The organism is Lactobacillus psittaci DSM 15354 (genome assembly GCF_000425905.1).
Taxonomy (GTDB): Bacteria; Bacillota; Bacilli; order Lactobacillales; family Lactobacillaceae; genus Lactobacillus; species Lactobacillus psittaci.
The window spans coordinates 1-19,575 of record NZ_AUEI01000004.1 but is presented as its reverse complement, the minus strand read 5'-3'; the positions used below and the strand labels follow the sequence as shown (position 1 = coordinate 19,575).

At 35.4% G+C, this 19,575-nt stretch carries 15 protein-coding genes and 1 tRNA gene; 12 read left to right on the top strand and 4 right to left on the bottom strand.

Going from position 1 to position 19,575, the window contains the following annotated elements:
* The first annotated feature begins 8 nt into the window (after positions 1-8).
* The 7 genes from grpE to H628_RS0100050 all read left to right on the top strand — a co-directional run bounded on the left by grpE (position 9) and on the right by H628_RS0100050 (position 9,127).
* Entirely contained in the window at positions 9-590 is a 582-nt protein-coding gene (gene grpE, locus H628_RS0100080) for a nucleotide exchange factor GrpE (protein ID WP_027824599.1), read from the top strand.
* Between the two features lie 51 nt (positions 591-641).
* Entirely contained in the window at positions 642-2,492 is a 1,851-nt protein-coding gene (gene dnaK, locus H628_RS0100075) for a molecular chaperone DnaK (protein ID WP_027824598.1), read from the top strand.
* Positions 2,493-2,564: 72 nt separating this feature from the next.
* Positions 2,565-3,704: a molecular chaperone DnaJ gene (gene dnaJ, locus H628_RS0100070; RefSeq protein WP_027824597.1), complete on the top strand. Its 1,140-nt coding sequence runs from the start codon at positions 2,565-2,567 to the stop codon at positions 3,702-3,704.
* A gap of 89 nt (positions 3,705-3,793) precedes the next feature.
* Positions 3,794-5,632, top strand: coding sequence for a translation elongation factor 4 (gene lepA / locus H628_RS0100065; protein ID WP_027824596.1), 1,839 nt, complete (start codon positions 3,794-3,796; stop codon positions 5,630-5,632).
* Positions 5,633-5,634: 2 nt separating this feature from the next.
* A complete protein-coding gene (locus H628_RS0100060) occupies positions 5,635-6,324 on the top strand; it encodes a class A sortase (RefSeq protein ID WP_027824595.1) in 690 nt (229 codons plus the stop codon).
* Complete coding sequence (recJ, locus tag H628_RS0100055; protein WP_027824594.1) at positions 6,324-8,582, top strand: single-stranded-DNA-specific exonuclease RecJ; 2,259 nt, start codon at positions 6,324-6,326, stop codon at positions 8,580-8,582. Before H628_RS0100060 ends, recJ begins: the two co-directional genes overlap by 1 nt.
* A gap of 17 nt (positions 8,583-8,599) precedes the next feature.
* A complete protein-coding gene (locus H628_RS0100050) occupies positions 8,600-9,127 on the top strand; it encodes an adenine phosphoribosyltransferase (protein WP_027824593.1) in 528 nt (175 codons plus the stop codon).
* Positions 9,128-9,197: 70 nt separating this feature from the next.
* On the opposite strand, the gene H628_RS0100045 is transcribed toward H628_RS0100050, so the two are convergent.
* Both H628_RS0100045 and H628_RS0100040 read right to left on the bottom strand, forming a co-directional pair.
* Positions 9,198-11,474, bottom strand: a complete 2,277-nt coding sequence (locus H628_RS0100045) for an HAD-IC family P-type ATPase (protein WP_027824592.1) — start codon at positions 11,472-11,474, stop codon at positions 9,198-9,200.
* A gap of 55 nt (positions 11,475-11,529) precedes the next feature.
* Complete coding sequence (locus H628_RS0100040; protein WP_027824591.1) at positions 11,530-12,048, bottom strand: DUF1836 domain-containing protein; 519 nt, start codon at positions 12,046-12,048, stop codon at positions 11,530-11,532.
* A gap of 102 nt (positions 12,049-12,150) precedes the next feature.
* Between H628_RS0100040 and H628_RS0100035 the strand changes: the two genes are divergently transcribed.
* Complete coding sequence (locus H628_RS0100035; protein ID WP_027824590.1) at positions 12,151-12,981, top strand: DegV family protein; 831 nt, start codon at positions 12,151-12,153, stop codon at positions 12,979-12,981.
* Between the two features lie 472 nt (positions 12,982-13,453).
* Here H628_RS0100035 and H628_RS0100030 read toward each other — a convergent pair whose 3' ends face one another.
* Positions 13,454-14,023 (bottom strand): phosphatase PAP2 family protein, encoded by a 570-nt coding sequence (locus H628_RS0100030; protein WP_027824589.1) that lies wholly within the window; start codon positions 14,021-14,023, stop codon positions 13,454-13,456.
* A gap of 115 nt (positions 14,024-14,138) precedes the next feature.
* On the opposite strand from H628_RS0100030, the gene H628_RS0100025 reads away from it, so the two are divergent.
* Positions 14,139-14,225 (top strand) — tRNA-Ser (locus tag H628_RS0100025).
* Positions 14,226-14,280: 55 nt separating this feature from the next.
* On the opposite strand, the gene H628_RS0100020 is transcribed toward H628_RS0100025, so the two are convergent.
* Positions 14,281-15,825, bottom strand: coding sequence for an autotransporter outer membrane beta-barrel domain-containing protein (locus H628_RS0100020; RefSeq protein ID WP_027824588.1), 1,545 nt, complete (start codon positions 15,823-15,825; stop codon positions 14,281-14,283).
* A gap of 183 nt (positions 15,826-16,008) precedes the next feature.
* On the opposite strand from H628_RS0100020, the gene H628_RS0100015 reads away from it, so the two are divergent.
* From H628_RS0100015 to H628_RS0100005, 3 genes are all read left to right on the top strand, one after another.
* The gene (locus H628_RS0100015; RefSeq protein ID WP_027824587.1) at positions 16,009-16,695 is read left to right on the top strand and encodes a DUF554 family protein; all 687 of its coding nucleotides are present in this window, start codon (positions 16,009-16,011) and stop codon (positions 16,693-16,695) included.
* A 95-nt stretch (positions 16,696-16,790) separates the two neighbouring features.
* Positions 16,791-18,200, top strand: coding sequence for an amino acid permease (locus H628_RS0100010; RefSeq protein ID WP_027824586.1), 1,410 nt, complete (start codon positions 16,791-16,793; stop codon positions 18,198-18,200).
* Positions 18,187-19,569, top strand: coding sequence for an amino acid permease (locus H628_RS0100005; protein WP_027824585.1), 1,383 nt, complete (start codon positions 18,187-18,189; stop codon positions 19,567-19,569). The genes H628_RS0100010 and H628_RS0100005 overlap by 14 nt, the downstream gene beginning before the upstream one ends.
* Positions 19,570-19,575: the final 6 nt, after the last annotated feature.

Genomic DNA, 19,575 nt, shown 5'->3' with positions numbered 1-19,575 from the left:
GCATGGCCTTGAGTAATTCAGAATTTCCAAGTGAAAAAGACCTAGATAAAAAGCCAAAAGAAGAAATGAAGCATAAGAAAAAAACTTCCTCTTCAAAGAAGGCAGAAGAAAACACCGCAGCAGTGAATGATAATTTAGCTAAGGAAATTGAAAAGCTAAAAGCTGAAAAAGCTGAACTTGAAGATAAGTACTTACGTAGTGAAGCTGAAATTCAAAATATGCAAAACCGCTACAACAAAGAACGTGCTCAACTTATTAAGTACGAATCACAATCCTTGGCAAAAGACATTCTACCTGCTGTTGATAACTTGCAAAGAGCTTTAAGCGTTAAAGTAGATGATGAAGCTTCTAAGCAATTGAAAAAAGGTGTAGAAATGACCTTAGATGCTATGGTAAAAGCAATGAGTGACCATGGTATTACTGAAATTAAGGCAGACGGAGCAAAGTTTGATCCCAACTTACATCAAGCTGTTCAAACAACAGTTGCAGAAAATGATGAACAAAAGGATCACGTTGTTCAAGTTTTGCAAGCGGGTTATCAATATAAAGATCGGACACTACGTCCAGCAATGGTTATTGTTGCCCAATAAATTAATTAAGCTTATTCAAAATAAAAAAGAAATAAGAAAGGACTTTTTGATATGTCAAAAGTTATTGGTATTGACTTAGGTACTACTAACTCAGCAGTTGCTGTTTTGGAAGGTAAGGAACCAAAGATTATTACTAACCCTGAAGGTAATAGAACTACACCATCTGTAGTTGCTTTCAAGGATGGAGAAATTCAAGTTGGTGAAGTTGCAAAGCGTCAAGCAATCACTAACCCTAATACTATTGTTTCTATTAAGCGTCACATGGGTGAAGCTGGATACAAGGTTAAAGTTGGTGACAAGAGCTACACTCCACAAGAAATTTCTGCAATGATTTTGCAATACATCAAGAAGTTCTCAGAAGATTATCTTGGTGAAGAAGTTAAGGATGCAGTTATTACTGTACCTGCTTACTTCAATGACTCACAACGTCAAGCAACTAAAGATGCTGGTAAGATTGCTGGTTTGAACGTTCAAAGAATTATTAACGAACCTACTGCATCTTCACTTGCATATGGTCTTGATAAAGATGAAGAAGACGAAAAGATTTTAGTTTACGACCTTGGTGGTGGTACTTTTGACGTTTCTGTTTTGGAATTAGGTGATGGCGTCTTCCAAGTACTTTCAACAAATGGTGATACTCACCTTGGTGGGGATGACTTCGACCAAAAGATTATGGATTGGTTGATTGAAAACTTTAAGGCAGATAACGGTGTTGACTTATCAAAGGATAAGATGGCACTTCAAAGATTAAAGGATGCTGCCGAAAAAGCTAAGAAGGACTTATCAGGTGTAAGTTCAACTCATATCTCACTTCCATTCATTTCAGCTGGCGAAAGTGGCCCACTTCACCTTGAAGCCGACTTAACTCGTGCTAAGTTTGATGAATTAACTCATGACTTAGTTGAAAGAACTAAGATTCCATTTGATAATGCCTTAAAGGATGCTGGTTTAACAGTTAACGATATTGATAAGGTTATCTTAAACGGTGGTTCAACTCGTATTCCAGCTGTTCAAGAAGCAGTTAAGAAGTGGAGTGGCAAAGAACCTGACCACTCAATCAACCCTGATGAAGCTGTTGCTATGGGTGCTGCTGTTCAAGGTGGTGTTATTTCAGGTGATGTTAAGGACGTTGTTTTACTTGACGTTACTCCATTATCACTTGGTATTGAAACTATGGGTGGTGTCTTCACTAAGTTAATTGATAGAAACACTACTATCCCTACTTCAAAGAGTCAAATTTTCTCAACTGCTGCTGATAACCAACCAGCTGTAGACATTCACGTTTTACAAGGTGAACGTCCAATGGCAGCAGATAACAAGACTTTGGGTAGATTTGAATTAACTGATATTCCTGCAGCACCTCGTGGTGTTCCACAAATTCAAGTAACCTTCGATATTGATAAGAACGGTATCGTAAATGTATCTGCTAAGGATATGGGTACTGGTAAAGAACAAAAGATTACTATTAAGTCATCATCAGGTTTATCGGATGAAGAAATCAAGCGTATGCAAAAAGAAGCTGAAGAACACGCTGATGAAGACAAGAAGAAGAAAGAAGAAGCAGACTTACGTAACGAAGTTGATTCATTAATCTTCACTACTGAAAAGACTTTGAAAGAAGTTGGCGATAAGGTTCCTGCTGATGAAGTATCTAAGGTTAAGGATGCTTTGGAAGACCTTAAGAAGGCACAAAAGGACAACAACTTAGATGAAATGAAGGAAAAGAAAGATGCTTTATCTAAGGTTGCCCAAGATTTAGCTGTTAAGTTATACCAAGCTAATGGTGCACAAGGCCAAGCAGGTCAAGCTGGACCAAATCTATCAGGTAACAATGACAACAACGATGGCAATAACGGTGACACTGTAAATGGTGACTTCAAGAAGGTAAACCCTGACAAGTAATGCTATAATAGTGGAAAGTTAAGGACTAATTTTAGTCCTTTTCTTTTATCAAATGATAAGGAGCGTTAGAAAATGGCGACAAGTCGCGATTACTATGATATTCTGGGCTTGGATAAAAATGCTAGTGAGCAAGATATTCAACGTGCTTACCGTAAGTTATCTAAGAAATATCACCCAGATATTAACAAAGCCCCAGATGCGGAAGAAAAATTTAAAGAAGTTAATGAAGCATATGAAGTTTTACACGACAAGCAAAAGCGGGCACAATATGATCAATTTGGCCAAGCGGGTGTAAATGGCCAGGCTGGCTTTGGCGGTCAGGGTGGCTATAGTAGCGGTGGTTTCAATGACTTTAGTGGCTTTGGTGACATCTTCAGCGATTTGTTTAATGGTGGAGCTAGACAACATGTTGACCCAACTGCGCCAGTAAAAGGTGACGATTTAGACTATACAATGACCATTGATTTCATGGATGCGATTAAAGGTAAAACAACCCAAGTTACCTATACTCGTAGTGAGACTTGTCCAACTTGTCAAGGTTCTGGTGCTGAAAAAGGCACCCATCCAATTACCTGTGATAAGTGTCATGGTTCAGGTTATATGACAGTTACTCAGCAATCTATGCTCGGTGTAATTCAAAGACAAACTTTGTGTGATAAATGTCATGGACGTGGTGTTGTAATTGAACATCCATGTAAGACTTGCCATGGTAAGGGTGTTGAAGACAAGCAACAAACTCTTGAAGTTAAGGTCCCAGCAGGTATCGATAATGGTCAACAAATTCGCTTAAGTGGTCAAGGTGAAGCTGGTAAAAATGGTGGGCCTTACGGAGATTTATACATTGTCTTTAGAATTCGTCCAAGTAAGGATTTTACTCGTCGAGGCAATACTATTTATACCAAAATTCCAATTTCATTTGCTCAAGCTACTTTGGGTGATGAAATCAGAATTAATACTGTTCATGGCGAAACTAGTCTTAAGATTCCTGCAGGAACTCAACCTGGCACTAAATTTACTATTCGCGGTGAAGGTGTACCATATCTTCGCGGCGATGGTAAGGGTGACCAAATTTCAACAGTTGAAGTTGTGATTCCGAAATCAATCAATGATAAGCAAAAGCAAGCTTTAGTTGATTTTGTTAAGGCCGGTGGTAGTTCAATCACTCCCCAAGAAAAGAACTTCTTTGAAAGATTGAAAGATAAATTAGGATAAAATTTTAAAAAGAGCTGTAAAGCTCTTTTTTATTTGTCCCTGTATTCCCATTTGCTATAATAGGGATAGACTAAAAAGGATGGAACTATATGGACCTCAAAAAACTTAAAGATTATCAAAAACATATTCGTAACTTTTCAATCGTTGCCCATATTGACCATGGTAAATCAACGATTGCCGATAGAATTTTGGAATTAACTGACACTGTTGCTGAGCGACAACTTAAGAGTCAAATGCTTGATGATATGCCTTTGGAACGTCAACGAGGTATCACAATCAAGTTAAATTCCGTTGAAGTTAAATATCATGCTAAAGATGGGGAAGATTATATTTTTCACTTGATTGATACCCCGGGACACGTTGACTTTTCTTATGAAGTGTCACGTTCTTTAGCTGCATGTGAAGGAGCTCTCCTTGTAGTTGATGCTTCTCAAGGTGTACAAGCTCAGACTTTAGCCAATACCTACCTAGCAATTGATGATGATTTGGAAATCTTACCTGTAATCAATAAAATTGACCTGCCATCTGCTGATCCTGATAATGCCAAGATGGAAATTGAAGAAATGCTTGGTCTTGATGCTAGTGATGCTGTTGAAGTATCTGGAAAAACTGGATTAGGTATTCCAGATTTACTTGAACGGATTGTAACTGATATCCCCGCTCCTCAAGGCGATCTTGAAGCACCACTTAAGGCCTTAATTTTTGACTCAAAATATGATGATTATCGCGGCGTTGTTTTAGCTGTTCGAATTGAAGATGGAATGGTTAAACCAGGCGATGAAATAGAAATTATGAATACCCACAAAAAGTATGAAGTTACTGAAGTAGGTGTTTCAAATCCTCATCCTGTTAAAAAAGATGTATTAGTTGCTGGAGATGTTGGTTATTTAACGGCTAATATTAAATCTGTTCGTGAAACTCGAGTAGGGGACACGATTACTTCTGCTCAAAATCCAACCGAAGAAGCCTTACCAGGTTACCGTCAAATTCCGCCAATGGTCTTTAGTGGGATGTATCCAGTTGATAATAGTAAGTATGATGATTTGAAAGAAGCGCTTGAAAAGCTTCAATTAAACGATGCTGCACTTGAATTTGAACCTGAAACTTCAACTGCCCTTGGTTTTGGCTTTAGATGTGGTTTCTTAGGCTTGCTACATATGGATGTCGTTCAAGAGCGTTTAGAACAAGAATTTGATCTTGATTTAATTATGACGGCGCCTTCAACAGATTATCATGCAATTATGAATGATGGGACGACCAAGGTAATTGATAATCCTTCAGATTTGCCGGACGCTGGTGAATATAAAGAAGTCCAAGAGCCATATGTTAAAGCAGAAATTATGGTTCCAAATGATTTTGTTGGTCCAGTAATGGAACTTTGCCAGCGAAAGCGTGGCGAATTCCAAACTATGGATTACTTGGATAAGTATCGAGTAAATGTGATATATCATATTCCATTAGCTGAAATTATTTTTGACTTCTTTGATGATTTAAAGTCTTCTACTAAGGGTTATGCATCACTTGATTATGAGATTATCGGGTACCGTGCTACAGACTTAGTTAAGATTGATGTCTTACTTAATAAAGAACCAATTGATGCCTTAAGCTTCATTGCCCATAGATCTGATGCACAAGCTCGTGCACGGCAAATGACATCATTATTGAAGAAACTGATACCACGGCAAAACTTTGAAGTGGATATTCAGGGTGCGATTGGTGCCAAAATTATTTCTCGTGCAACCATTAAACCATATCGTAAAGATGTTACTGCCCGGATTCATACTGGGGATCCAGACCGTCGTGCAAAACTATTAGATAAGCAAAAACGTGGTAAAAAGCGAATGAAGGCCGTAGGTAAAGTAGAAGTGCCACAAGATGCCTTCATGGCAGTTTTGAAGATGAATGATGATGACATCAAGGGTAAGTAAAAGTGAAAGAAAAAAATAAAAGAAGCAGTAAAAAGAATCTTGTCCTAAGAATTCTGGCAATTATTTTATTAATTGTTGGCCTAATCCTGGTCTTTAATGGACCAATTCAAAATTATTTTGTTAAGCAAAATCAAACAACAACTCTAAAAAAATTGACTAAAAGTCAAATTGAGAAAAATAAAAACAAAAAAGGGATGTTTGATTTTAGCAAGGTCCAAGATATGGATATTGCCAAAGTTACCAAGTCACGTGTTAAAAACACCGCGAATGCAATTGGTGCGATTGCAATTCCTAAGGTGAAGCTATATTTGCCAATTATGTTAGGCTTGAGTGATGATTCACTATCTACTGGTGGTGGAACTATGAGAGCTGATCAAGTGATGGGAAAGGGTAATTATCCTTTGGCTGGCCACTATATGACTAGTAAAGGCATTTTATTTTCACCACTTGAAGACACCAAAATTGGTCAAAAAGTTTACCTTACTGATTTAAAAAAGGTTTATGTCTATAAAATCTATATGAAACGAATTGTTGATCCGACTGCAGTTTGGCTAGTTAACAACACGAAAAATAACATTGTCACTTTGATTACTTGTGCTGATGGTGGGATTAATCGTTGGGCAATACGAGGTAACTTAATTCAGACAAAAAAGGCAACAACAAAGAATTTAAGTGTATTTAAACTGAAATAATGATTTGGAAAGAAAAGAAACAAGATAAACTTGATGAAAATTTAGTAGCAGAATTTCAACTTAGTCCAATTGAGGCTAAGTTGTTTTCTTTGCGGGGAATTAATACTAGTGAAAAATTAGATTTTTGGCTTAACGGGAGCGAAAATAACTTTGCTGATCCATATTTAATGCACGATATGAAAAAAGCAGTAAATCGCATTAATCAAGCCATTGACAATTTCGAAAAGATTACTATTTATGGCGATTATGATGCCGATGGAATTACAGCTACTACCATTATGTATGATACCTTAGCAATTTTAGGGGCGGATGTTCATTACTTTATCCCTGACCGTTTTAAAGATGGTTATGGCCCAAGCATGACGCGGTATCAAGATATTGTTGAGGATGGAACTAAGTTAATTATCACAGTTGATAATGGTGTAACTGGTATTCAAGAAGTTCAATATGCTCAAGATCATGGTTGTGATGTTATTGTAACTGACCACCACACCTTTCAAGAGCAAAAACCAGCAGCGTTTGCAACCGTTCACTGTAACTATCCAGGACAAAAGTATCCCTTTGACGATTACTGCGGAGCTGGAGTTGCTTATACAATTTGTCGGGCTTTAATGGATGATACAATGCCAGAACTGATTGAACTGGCGATGATTGGTACTATTGGCGATATGGTTAAAGTCTCTGGTGAAGGTCATATTTTAGTCAAAAGAGGACTAGAGTTGATTAACCATACTCAAAGACCAGGATTAAGAGCTTTAATTAAAAAAGCCGGCTTAGATTTAGGTCGCATTAATGAAACGGATATTGGTTTTCAAATTGCTCCACGACTTAATGCTTGTGGTCGCTTGGCTAGTGCTAGTTTAGCAGTTGATTTGTTATTGGCTGAAGATATTGAAACTGCAGAAAAATTAGCTGATGAAATTGAAACATTAAATAATAAACGTAAAGAATTGACTCAAAAAGTTTTCACTGAGGCTATGCGGCAAAGACAAGAACTGGGATTTGCCAACAAAAAAACTTTAGTTCTCTTTAGCAAAGATTGGCATGAGGGAGTACTTGGACTTGTGGCAAATAAGGTGGTTGAACAAACCCATCAACCAACAATTATGCTTACTGAAGATGAAAATGGTTTGCTAAAAGGGTCAGGGCGTAGTACTGAAGGCTTTAATTTGTTTGATGCCTTATCAAGCTTTAAGGATGAAGTTTTTGAAAAATTTGGTGGTCATGATTATGCCTGCGGGATGTCATTAAAGACTGATAAATTAGAAATACTTCGGCAAAAATTTGAGGCAAGTTTTAAGACGCCAAAGTCTGAGCCTGAAAATAAATATGACATGCAAATTAATCCTCAAGATTTGACACCGGAAATTTTGTCCCAATTACAACATGTTGGGCCTTTTGGAACTGATAATGAGGAGCCAATCTTCCAATTATCAAGTCCCAATATTTCTTCATTATTCTTAATTGGTAAGGATAAAAATCATATTAAATTTACGGTTGATGGTTTAAATATTGTTGGATTTAATATGTCATTTTTAAAGCAGAATCTTTTACCCTTTGTTAAGGCGATTTATATTACCTTAGGACAAAATATTTGGCAGAAGAAAGTTACTTTGCAAGGACAAGTTCAAGGTATTGAATTTGGAGCTCCTACAATTTCTGGTCAAAATAAAGTAATTGACTTTAGAAGTGAAAAACATATTTTGGGGTTCGCTGATAAGTTCTTATTTTTTGACGAAAAAAACATAGATTTAGCCGTTAATCGTTTTGGTTTAAGTAGTAGTCAAGTGGAGCTAGTAAATGATTATCACTCAAGTGGTGAAATTGTAACCTTAATTGATGCGCCACATTCTCGAGTTGAATTAGATAATGCTTTACAAAATGATTATCGTCAACTATACTTACGTTTTATGTTAGATCAGTTACCTGTTAAAAATATTCCAAATAGAGTTGCTTTTGCTAAGACTTTAAAGTATATTTATAGCCATCCTGGTTTAAAACCAAGCGATTATCGCTTAGTTGCACCATTTTTAGGGCTTGATGGGGAAGCAATTTACTTTATTTTGAGGGTGTTTTTAGAGCTAGATTTTGTTAAAATGGATAAGGAAAAGCTAAATCCAAATCAGAATGCTGGACAACATCAGCTGACTGATTCTCGCTATTATCTGGCTTGTGAATCGCAAGTGAAGTTTGTTAATAGTTTGAGAACTATGCCGACTAGTAAGTTATTGACCTATGTCAATCAACATTTAAATTAATGGAGGTTCAAGTCAACATGACAGTTGATTTTAAGAAGTATATTGCAAGTGTTCAAGATTTTCCAAATAAGGGAATCGTTTTTAGAGATATTACTCCAATCTTGCAAGATGGTGAAATCTTTAGAGCTGCAACACACGAATTAGCAACTTATGCTAAGAAGCGAGGTGCAGATGTAATTGTAGGGCCTGAAGCTAGAGGATTTATCGTAGGATGTCCTGTAGCAACTGAACTTGGAATTGGTTTTGTACCTGCTAGAAAGCCACATAAATTACCAAGAGATGTAGAACGTGCATCATATGATTTGGAATATGGTTCTAATAGTCTAGAAATGCATAAAGATGCAATTAAGCCAGGTCAAAAAGTTGTTATTTGTGATGACTTAATGGCAACAGCTGGAACATTACATGCAACTATTGAACTTATCAATCGCTTGGGCGGAGAAGTAGTCGGTGCTGCTTTTTACGTTGAATTACCTGATTTGAATGGTAGAGAAAAACTACCTGATATTGACATTTTCTCATTAGTTCAATATCATGGTGCTTAACTTAACAGCATAATGCAAAAAAACAACTAGTTTTTCAACTAGTTGTTTTTTCTTGTCTTAAATTTAATGATTAATGTTTTTTCATTATTGGTTGGTAGATTAAGTCAATTACCACCGCGGTAAGTAGACTAACTAGAATTACCAGGCCAAGTTGGTTTAACTTGATTGCCGTCATTGCAATACCAAAGATAGCTAAAATAAAGGTTAGGATAACGTCTATAATTTGAACACTACCAACTAATTTAGATGGATGAGATTGCCAGAAATAAGTTTTCGTTCTGGTAATTAAAACAATTAGCATAGCGCTTAAAACGCAGTATACATAAACCATTGTGCCAATTTCACCATGACTAAATCCTAACTTATTATTCATAAACCATACAAAGATACAACCAATTAAGGTCCAACCAGATGCAAGTGACATTGAAACTTTAGCCATGCGGTCCATATTCCAATTTTCAGGTTTATAGGTGATATGAGTGTTGTCAGTCCCAATCATCATTGTAACCATATTGTTCATAATAGTGTAGATAACCATGGCATTTAAAGCCATTGGTAAATAGCCGAAGAGTAAGTAACCGAAAGTTAAGATCATCGTTAATTCAGCTGTTCTTGAAAGCTTAGTAAGTGACCAAGTAGTCATTCTTTGGTAAACTCGATGACCAGCATCAAGGATTTTGACAATTGGCATTAAACCATCATCAAGTAATACCATCTTACCGCTACGCTTAGCAACGTCGGCAGCATTTGCTACAGCAATACCAACTTCAGCTTGCTTTAAGGCAGGAGCGTCATTAACACCATCACCAGTCATCCCAACAATAAAACCTTTTTCTTGGAAGAACTTGACCATTTTGAGTTTATCTTCTGGTAAAACGTCAGCAATCCCAGCTAAATTATCTAAATCAGTATTATCATCAAAATCATGAATAGAAATTACATTTCCAACCAAGTTAACTTGTTTAGCAACTGCAGCTGCAGTTCTTTGATTGTCACCAGTTAACATAATTGGACGGATACCCCGCTTTTTAAGTTCATCTAAGGCCGCTTTTGAATCTGAACGCACCAGGTCTTGCAAGATGAAGACTGCAGCCAACTTGTTGTTAACAAGTAAGGCTACGGAACGACCAGCAGTGAAATCGATGTCTTTTATTTTTGCCTCTGCACTTGAATCAATTAAAGATAATTGCTTAAACGAACCCAGTTTAATGTTTTTATCTTTTACCACTGCTTCTGAATAACCAGTATCAGAAGTAAAAGGAATAAACTTGTTTGGAATTAAAGCGGTCAGTTCTTTTTGCTGGAAGTAATTAATAATCGCTTCATCAATAATTGAAGTATTACGTTTATCAGTAGCGGCTTCTGCTAGTTGCAAAACCTCAGCATCAGACATTTTACTCAAATTAGTTAAGCTTGAGACTGCAGTCTTATTTTCAGTGATGGTTCCAGTTTTGTCTAACAAAATCAAATTAAGATTGGCAGCATCTTGAATGCCAGTTAAGTCGGAAGTCAAAACGCCTTCCTTACTTAAACGTTTAGCTTCAAATGAGTTAGAAATTGCAAAAGTAGAAGGCATTGCAACTGGAATAGAAGCAATAAACATCATTGCAAGGAAAGGTAGCATTTGAATTACGCCATGTAAGCCTTCTCCTCTTGCGAAAGCTGCAATAATAATGATGATTGTAAGACTTAAACTAAGCATACAAAGATAAAAAATAATCTTGGTTAATAGTTGTTGTAAGTGACCTGGTGCAGCTGATTGGTTAATCAAGTTAATGGTTTTACCTGATCTTGAATTTGCACCTGTTGCTTTAACAATAGCTAAGCCACTACCATCAACAACTGTAGTACCAGCATAGGCAATTGCGTCTAATTCTTTCTTTACAGGAGCGGATTCACCTGTAATCGAACTTTCATCACAGGTAATTTGACCTGATTTTAATGTGGCATCAGCTGCCAGGACATCCCCGCGTTTTAAGTTGATTAAATCACCAACAACTAATTGCTTAGAATTAAGTTTAATCCATTTACCATCGCGTTCAACAGCAACAGTAGGAGTTAACTCATGTGAAATATCATTTAAAACTCTTCGCGATTTTCGCTTTTGTGTTGCACCATTATATGCCGCAAATAAAAGCATTAAAAAAACGAAAGCAGCTTGTATTCTTTTTCCTAAAACTAATTCAAGGAGTAATGCTGCCTCTAAAATCCAGGCTGAAAGGTTCCACAATTTAGAAAGAAAAGCTTTCCAGAAATTAAATTCTGGTTCAGGCACTTCATTGGCTCCATCAAGTTTCAATCGTTTTTCTGCCTCTTGCGAACTAAGGCCATGTAAGCTTGTTTCCATAAAATCCTCCAAAATCTATTTAAAATATTCTTTATCCAGTTTAGCAAAAAAATTATTAGTCAGTAGCTTTCGTTACTGAAAAATAAGAATTTAAGTAAATTTCATGAACTGCAGCTAAGATTATATTTCTTAATATTGTTTTTTCGGCTGTATGAGTTGTCCCAATATCATCTAGTTGTTCTTTTAATTGATAGACATATTTAAAACAGTTTAAACTTTCTTCGCGTAAATATTGATATGCAGTTGCAATATCGTAACTGTCATCTTGCATTTTAATTGCTATTTTTAAATTATTTAAAGATAAAATTGGCTTGGCAAAGGCAATAAAAATTAATCTTGCAATTTGCTGGCGACTATAGCGTTTTTTGATAGGTTTTTCGATAATTCCTTTTTTAACATAATTACTGATCATTGAGTTAGTTAAATAAAGATCTTTAAAGGGGGATAAACTTGTGTTAATAAATTGACAAGTTTGTTCAAGATATAATCCCACATCAGGTATTTCATTAAAAGTAGGTAATGAGAAATTAATCACATCTTTTTGAATGGTTGTAAGAACTAATTTGTTTTCCATAAAATCCTCCAACTTGACATTATTCTGCATTAAAGTTTATTATAACACTATCGGATATCTAAAAACCGATAAAAAGATATTGATTAACGAAAGAAATAAATTATGAACGAAATTAAATTAATTGTTGATTCAAGTAGTAACTTGAATTCAGATTTGAGCTCAAATTTGGATGTTGTCCCATTGGTCATTAATTTGGGTAATGAATCTTACATAGATGATGATCAATTAGACTATAAACATTTTTTAGAAAGTATCTATGCAAATAACGAAAAATCAGGGACAGCATGCCCTAATTTGCAAGCTTGGCTTGATGCTTTAACTGGAAGTAAAAAAGCAATCATATTGACTGTTACTAGTGGTTTGAGCGGGACTTATTCTTCAGCTTGCCAAGCGGCAAAAATCTATGAAGAAGAAAATCCTGGTAGTGAAGTTTTAGTTATAGATTCAAAATCAGCCGGTCCAGAATTGAAGTTATTAATTGATAAATTACTTGAACTGGTACAGCATGAGAACTTGAGCTTAGTAAGAGAAGATATTAAAGCTTACCAAGAAAAGACACATCTTTTATTTAGTTTAGAGTCATTGCATAATTTAGCAGTTAATGGAAGAATTAACTCTGCTGTCGCAAAAATTGCGGGGATGCTACATATTCGCATGATAGGAGAAGCTAGTCAAGAGGGGACACTTGAACCGCTTGATAAGGCTAGAGGAAGCAAAAAAACGATTGTTTCCTTATTTAATAACATGAAAAAGCAAAATTATGCTGGAGGAAAAGTATATATTGATCATGTTGCAAATCTCAAAGATGCTAAAAATTTAAAGGAAGTAATTTTAGCTGAATTTCCAACAGCAATTGTTGAAATTGGAATTTGTCATGGCCTGTGTAGTTTCTATGCTGAAAAGGGTGGGTTAATGGTTGGCTTTGAAGGGTAAAAAATAACGCTTTTGTAATATTATTTTTTTAAATAACAAAAAGCGATAACACCCTTGTTTATAACTGAGATAATTGATAGAATTAATATTGGTTTAAGATAACATTGCTGTTAAGTAAAGCTTCAAAACCACTTTTACTCTAGTAAGTTAAAATAACAGTTTTATTAATTAATATAAAATTGTTTTGTTAAGTTCAATCATCCTTATTTTTTAAGAAGCTCCCAGAGTCTAATGGAACGACTTTCTATCCTCAAATTCTAGTTTTCCCCATATACTAGAGTTTGGTTGTTTTAAATTAGATTCGACCTTTCTCCCATAAGTTTTTATATATTTAACTAATTCTTTCTAGATGATAAGTTTGATAGTGATTTAATTACTACTAGAGATAAAATTGATGATGTACTGATAAGTTATTATCAGTGCATTTTTATTTTGAAAAAAAGCATGTTAGTGGCAAGACTAACATGCTTTTTTAACTAAAAAATGGTTGTGCTAATAAAAAACAAAAAATGGAAAGAATAGTAGCACCAACAATGTCAGAAGGATAATGGGCCTTGAGCATTATTCTAGAAAAGACCACCAAACACCAGAGTGTGAATAAAATGAAAAATAAACTAATGCCAATCATTCCACCATAAATTTGCCAAATAATTAAACTAAGACTGGTAATACTTAAGACGTGACCACTTGGAAATGAATAAGAGGGCCGTTTATTTTCACTTGGTCTTTTTCTTTTGACAGTATGCTTTAAAAAGATACCTACCAAATCTGTAAAGGCTAATGTACAAAGAACCCAGATTCCCTTTTTAATACTGCCATTAAAAAATAAAAAAATAGCGAGCAGAGTATCCCAAAAAGCAATTAATTTAGGTGCATTTAAAAATTCAATAATTGACCAAAAAGTACCATTTATCGGCCGGGTGAGTCTTTTTTTCAAAATACCGTCGAGATGACGAAAACTCTTGGAAGTTTGAAGTTTATAAATTAAAAATAACAAGATTATCGCAGATGAGCAGAGCTCAATTAGCCAGAATAAGTTCATGGTTACTACCTCGCAATCGTTCTTTGTTATTTTAGCAAATATTTGTGGTAAAGGCATTTTTTTAGTAAAAGCTTTAGACTTAGAGCCTTTTTTTGTTATAATTAAAATTAGTCATGGAGTGTTGGCAGAGTGGTAATGCACCGGACTCGAAATCCGGCGAACCGATTTTTTCGGCGCGCAGGTTCAAATCCTGTACACTCCTTACATAGCTATATGTAAAAAGCATAGCTCCTACCTGCTAGGAACTATGCTTTTTATTAATATGAAAATTTAGTATTAGTGTCGAAGTATTTGTCAAATGCAGTTCTTGAAATTGTGCTTTTACTTAATTTGTTAGCTGAGCTAGTCGTAACTTTTTTACTGTAGCTACCTTTAACTGTAATTTTATATTTACTGCTTCCTTTGACAAGAGTCTTACCGGCTGAATTGACAATTGTTACGGTTTTTCCAGACTTATCAACGATTTTTGCACCGGCTTCAACATTCAAATTACTTACAGTTGAATTACCAGTTACAACCCATTTTGAGCCTTTAGCGATGTTAATTGTAATTGGGGCTTTTGTTTTACTTGAGCTTGTAGCTTTTGAATTTGAAGTAATAGTAGTTTTACCGGTATAAGTTGAATTTTTTAAGAGATAAAGTTTAAGACTTGAGATATTGTCAACAGCGATATTGCCGTTCAATTTTTGCTTAATACCAGTGAAAGTTACTTTAGCACCATTTGAACCAGCACTACCCCAAGAATTAGAGTTATTACCGGCAATGGTTAATAGGTTAACTTTCTTTGAATTGAAGTTTAACTTGGTATTTTTGAGTACAACATTTGCACTGGTATTTGTAACATAAAACATTGCACCAGAATCAATTGAGGTTGACAAGCTAGAATTTACTGCTTGGAATTTTGCAGCTTTGCTAGTTGCAGTGTCGGCATCTCCAGACATTGACTGGTAAAGAATTACACCATTTTTAATTGGATCAGAACCAGTCTTATTGTTATTAGTAGAAACTAATTTTGAATTTGAGATATAAATGTTGTTGTAGCCTTCCATACCAGCAATTTGAGAGCCTGAAGCAGTACCAGTTACATTATTAACTTCAATATTTCCTGTTGAATAAATTAATGGAGAACCACTACCTGCAGTCTTAAGCTTAGAGTTAGTTACGCTAACATTACCACCACCACGGTCAGTAGCAATTGCTGCTGAGTGGTCACCTTTAGTAGAAATATTAGTTTTATTAGCAATAATAGTTCCGCCGTAGGTAGCATCTAAGCCACGAGAATTAGCTGATCCAGTTGTTGTGATAGAGGTGTTATTAGTATAGACAGTTGCCTTATTTGAAGCAAAAATTCCGTTTGCCCCTTTGGCATTACTTTTAATTTTAGAGTTTTTAATATATGCAGTTGATTTCTTTCCAGTAGCTAATAAAACTGAATTAGTCCCATAGAAGTTGTTATTGTCATCATTAGAAGAAGAACCAGTTTTAGACAATGTAACGTGATTTAAGGTTAAGGAACCGGCATTTTTTACTAAAGCGACATTTTTATCCTTACTGGTACTTGAATAAGTCTTATTTAATAGTTCTCTTGATTTTGAACTTGCTAAAATAGTAGCCGATAAACTTCCTGTATAGTCGTAGCTTTGGGTATTTGCACCGCCTTTACCTTGTTTTGCACTGCCCTTTGGCATTGCCGGAGGGGTAGAAGCAGCTGCTACAGTTTGACTTGCAAGAGCTGCTCCTTCACCAGCAAGAGATAATGCTAATAATGATAAACCGATAATTTTATAACTTTTCTTTTTCATTGCTTGTTACTCCTTTCAGTTGTTAGTTAAAGCTTATAGGGTAAATGTGATGTTTTCTTGATGAAAAAAGTAAATAACTGTTATTAAAGCGTGAAGAAAGGGGATAAAACTTGGAAAAAAGGGGATTTTCTTATAAAATAGTAAAGATATGTCAGATAAAAAAGAAAATTAGGATGTGAAGCCGTGATAGGAATTTTCATTAATGGATTAGCAATCGTAGTTGGAACTGCAATCGGTTGTTTATTCAAGAATCATCTAAAAGAAAAATATATCGAAGCACTTTGGTTAGCATTGGGACTTGCTGCTTTTGGTGTAGGTGCCAATACTGTTGTTAGTTACATGAGTAAGTCTAATATGCCGCTTTTGTTTATCATCAGTCTGACAATAGGAGCTTTGGTTGGTAAATTCTTTGAGATTGATCAGCATATTGAAAAATTAATCGAGACTAGATTTACTAATAGTCTAGCCAAGGGAGTAGCAACAGCTACTTTTTTAGATTGCATCGGGGCCTTGAGTTTATTAGGACCAATTAATGCAGCAAAAACAGGTGATTTAACCTTTCTATTAACTAATGCATCACTGACTTTTGTTTGTGCAATCATTTTTGGTGCAAGTTTTGGTTGGGGGATGCTACTTGAAACTCCTGTTCTTTTAGGTTGGTTTTTCCTGATTTTTGGACTGGTAAAACTTGGCTTTGCCAGTTTCTTTACAGTAGACTTAGTAAATGAATTATGTTTGGTAGGTGGCTTTTTAATAATAGCTAGTTCCCTAGGCTTACTGAAAATTAAAGAAGTTAAGAGTCTCGACTTATTACCTAGTCTGTTGATTCCAATCCTTTATTTCTTAATCAAATCTTTCTTCCACTTTTAGTAAAAGTGTTTTGTTTGCTATAGATAAATAGATAACATACAATTAAAATAGATTTTTTTGGATAAAAATTTTTATCCAGAATGAGAGGACTTTTTATGGAGAAAAAAACTAGTTCTGCACCGCAACTAAAACGCTCTATGTCAGCGGGGCATATGGAAATGATTTCCCTTGGGGGTGCAATTGGTGTTGGTTTATTTATGGGCTCAACATCAACTATTAAATGGACTGGCCCATCAGTTTTATTAGCTTACATGTTTGTGGGGCTTATTCTTTATATTGTGATGCGGGCCTTGGGTGAAATGCTTTACGTAAATCCGGGTACAGGCTCTTTTGCTGATTATGCAACCGAATACGTTCATCCAATGGCTGGATATATGGCTGAATGGGCTAATGTCTTTGAATATATTGTTGTGGGGATGAGTGAAGTTGTTGCTGCAACAGAATATTTAAAGTTCTGGTGGCCACAAGTTAATGTATTTTGGTCAGGTGTAATTATTATTGCCTTCCTATTATTAGCTAACTTAGCTAGTGCCAAGGCATATGCAAATCTAGAATTCTGGTTTGCAATGATTAAGGTTGTCACGATTGTTTTGATGATAATTTTAGGATTGCTAGTCATTTTCTTTGGCTTTGGTAATGGGGGACATCCAACAGGATTTAGTAACTTATGGAGTCATGGTGGTTTCTTTACCGGTGGTATTAAAGGTTTCTTCTTCTCGATGTCAATTATCGTTGGTTCATATGAAGGAATTGAATTATTAGGTATTAGCGCTGGTGAAGTAGAAAATCCAAAAGAAGCAGTGGTTAAAAGTGTTAAGTCTGTATTATTCAGAATTTTGATTTTCTACGTAGGCGCAATTTTTGTGATTATCACTATTTATCCATGGAATGAACTTTCTAGCCTTGGCTCACCATTTGTTACTACTTTTGCTAAGGTTGGAATTACTGCAGCAGCTTCAATTATTAACTTTGTGGTTTTAACTGCTGCCTTATCAGGTGCCAACAGTGGAATTTATTCATCAAGTAGAATGCTCTTTAAGTTGGCTCATGAAGGTGATGCACCAAAGATTTTTGGACATCTATCTAAACATGTTGTTCCAAGTAGAGCGATTATGGGGATTTCATCAGGAATTTTCCTTGGTTTTGTATTAAATGTTTTTGCTTCACAATTTAGCAAATCAACTGAAGATTTATTTGTGATTGTCTTTAGTTCATCTGTTCTGCCAGGGATGATTCCATGGTTTGTTATTTTGCTGGCTGAATTAAGATTCAGAAGAAATAATCCTGAGTTGCTTGAAAATCATCCATTTAAGTTGCCATTATATCCTTATTCAAACTATTTTGCTTTTATTATGTTACTTGTGATTGTTGCCTTCATGTTTATTAATAGCGAAACTAGAGTCTCAGTTATTGCTGGTTTAATGGTATTAGTAATTGCTGCAATTGTGTATGTTGTCAGACATGGTTTAAAAGTTCAAGGAGGAGATAACTATGGCGGAAAGTAAAGCTCCCAAATTAAAGCGCTCGATGACTGCCGGCCAGATGGAAATGATTTCCCTTGGTGGTGCAATTGGTGTTGGTTTATTCATGGGCTCAACTTCAACCATTAAATGGACTGGACCATCAGTACTTTTGGCATATATTTTTGTTGGTTTGATTTTATACATTGTTATGCGAGCTTTAGGGGAAATGCTTTATGTTAATCCAGGAACTGGTTCATTTGCTGATTATGCAACAGAATATGTTCATCCTTTAGCTGGTAATATGGCAGAATGGGCTGCAGTTTTTCAATATATTGTTGTCGGAATTAGCGAAGTTGTTGCAGCTACAGAATATTTGAAGTTTTGGTGGCCTAAGACCCCAGCACTTTTAGTTGGAATTATTATTATTGGATTCTTACTTTTAGCCAACTTGGCTAGTGCCAAGGCCTATGCTAGCCTTGAATTTTGGTTCTCAATGATCAAAGTGGTCACAATTGTCCTAATGATTATTTTAGGTCTTTTGGTAATTTTGTTTGGTCTTGGTAATAACTGGAAACCAGTTGGCTTTAGCAATTTATGGAGTCATGGTGGGTTCTTCACTGGCGGATTAAAGGGCTTCATTTTCTCAATGTCAATTATTGTTGGTTCTTACCAAGGGATTGAATTAATTGGTATTAGTGCTGGTGAAGTAGCTAACCCTAAAGAAGCTGTTGTTAAAAGTGTTAAGTCAGTTTTATGGCGAATTTTAATTTTCTACGTTGGGGCAATTTTTGTAATTGTGTCAATTTATCCATGGAACCAACTTTCAGCAATTGGCTCACCATTCGTGGAAACCTTCACCAAAGTTGGAATTACTGGGGCAGCTTCAATAATTAACTTTGTTGTTTTAACAGCTGCTTTGTCAGGTGCTAACAGCGGAATTTATTCTTCAAGTAGAATGCTATTTAAGCTAGCTAATGAAGGGGATGCACCAAAAATTTTTGGAAAGATTTCTAAAAAAATTGTCCCAAGTAAGGCGATTATTGGAATTACTTCCGGAATTTTAATTGGATTTGTATTGAACTTTATTCTTTCGACTATTAACAAGACCATGGATGAAATATTTGTTATTGTTTATAGTTCATCTGTTTTACCTGGGATGGTAGCATGGTTTGTTATTTTGCTTGCTGAATATAAGTTTAGAAAACATAATCCAGAAATTATGAAAGAGCATCCATTTAAATTGCCACTATACCCATATTCAAATTTCTTTGCGTTTGCAATTTTAGTCTTAATTGTATTCTTTATGTTCTTAAATGACGAAACTAGAATTTCTGTTTCTGTTGGGGCACTAGTTTTACTAGCTAGCGCAATGGAATACTATTTCAGAAGAATGCATAAAAAGAATAAATAAAAAAAA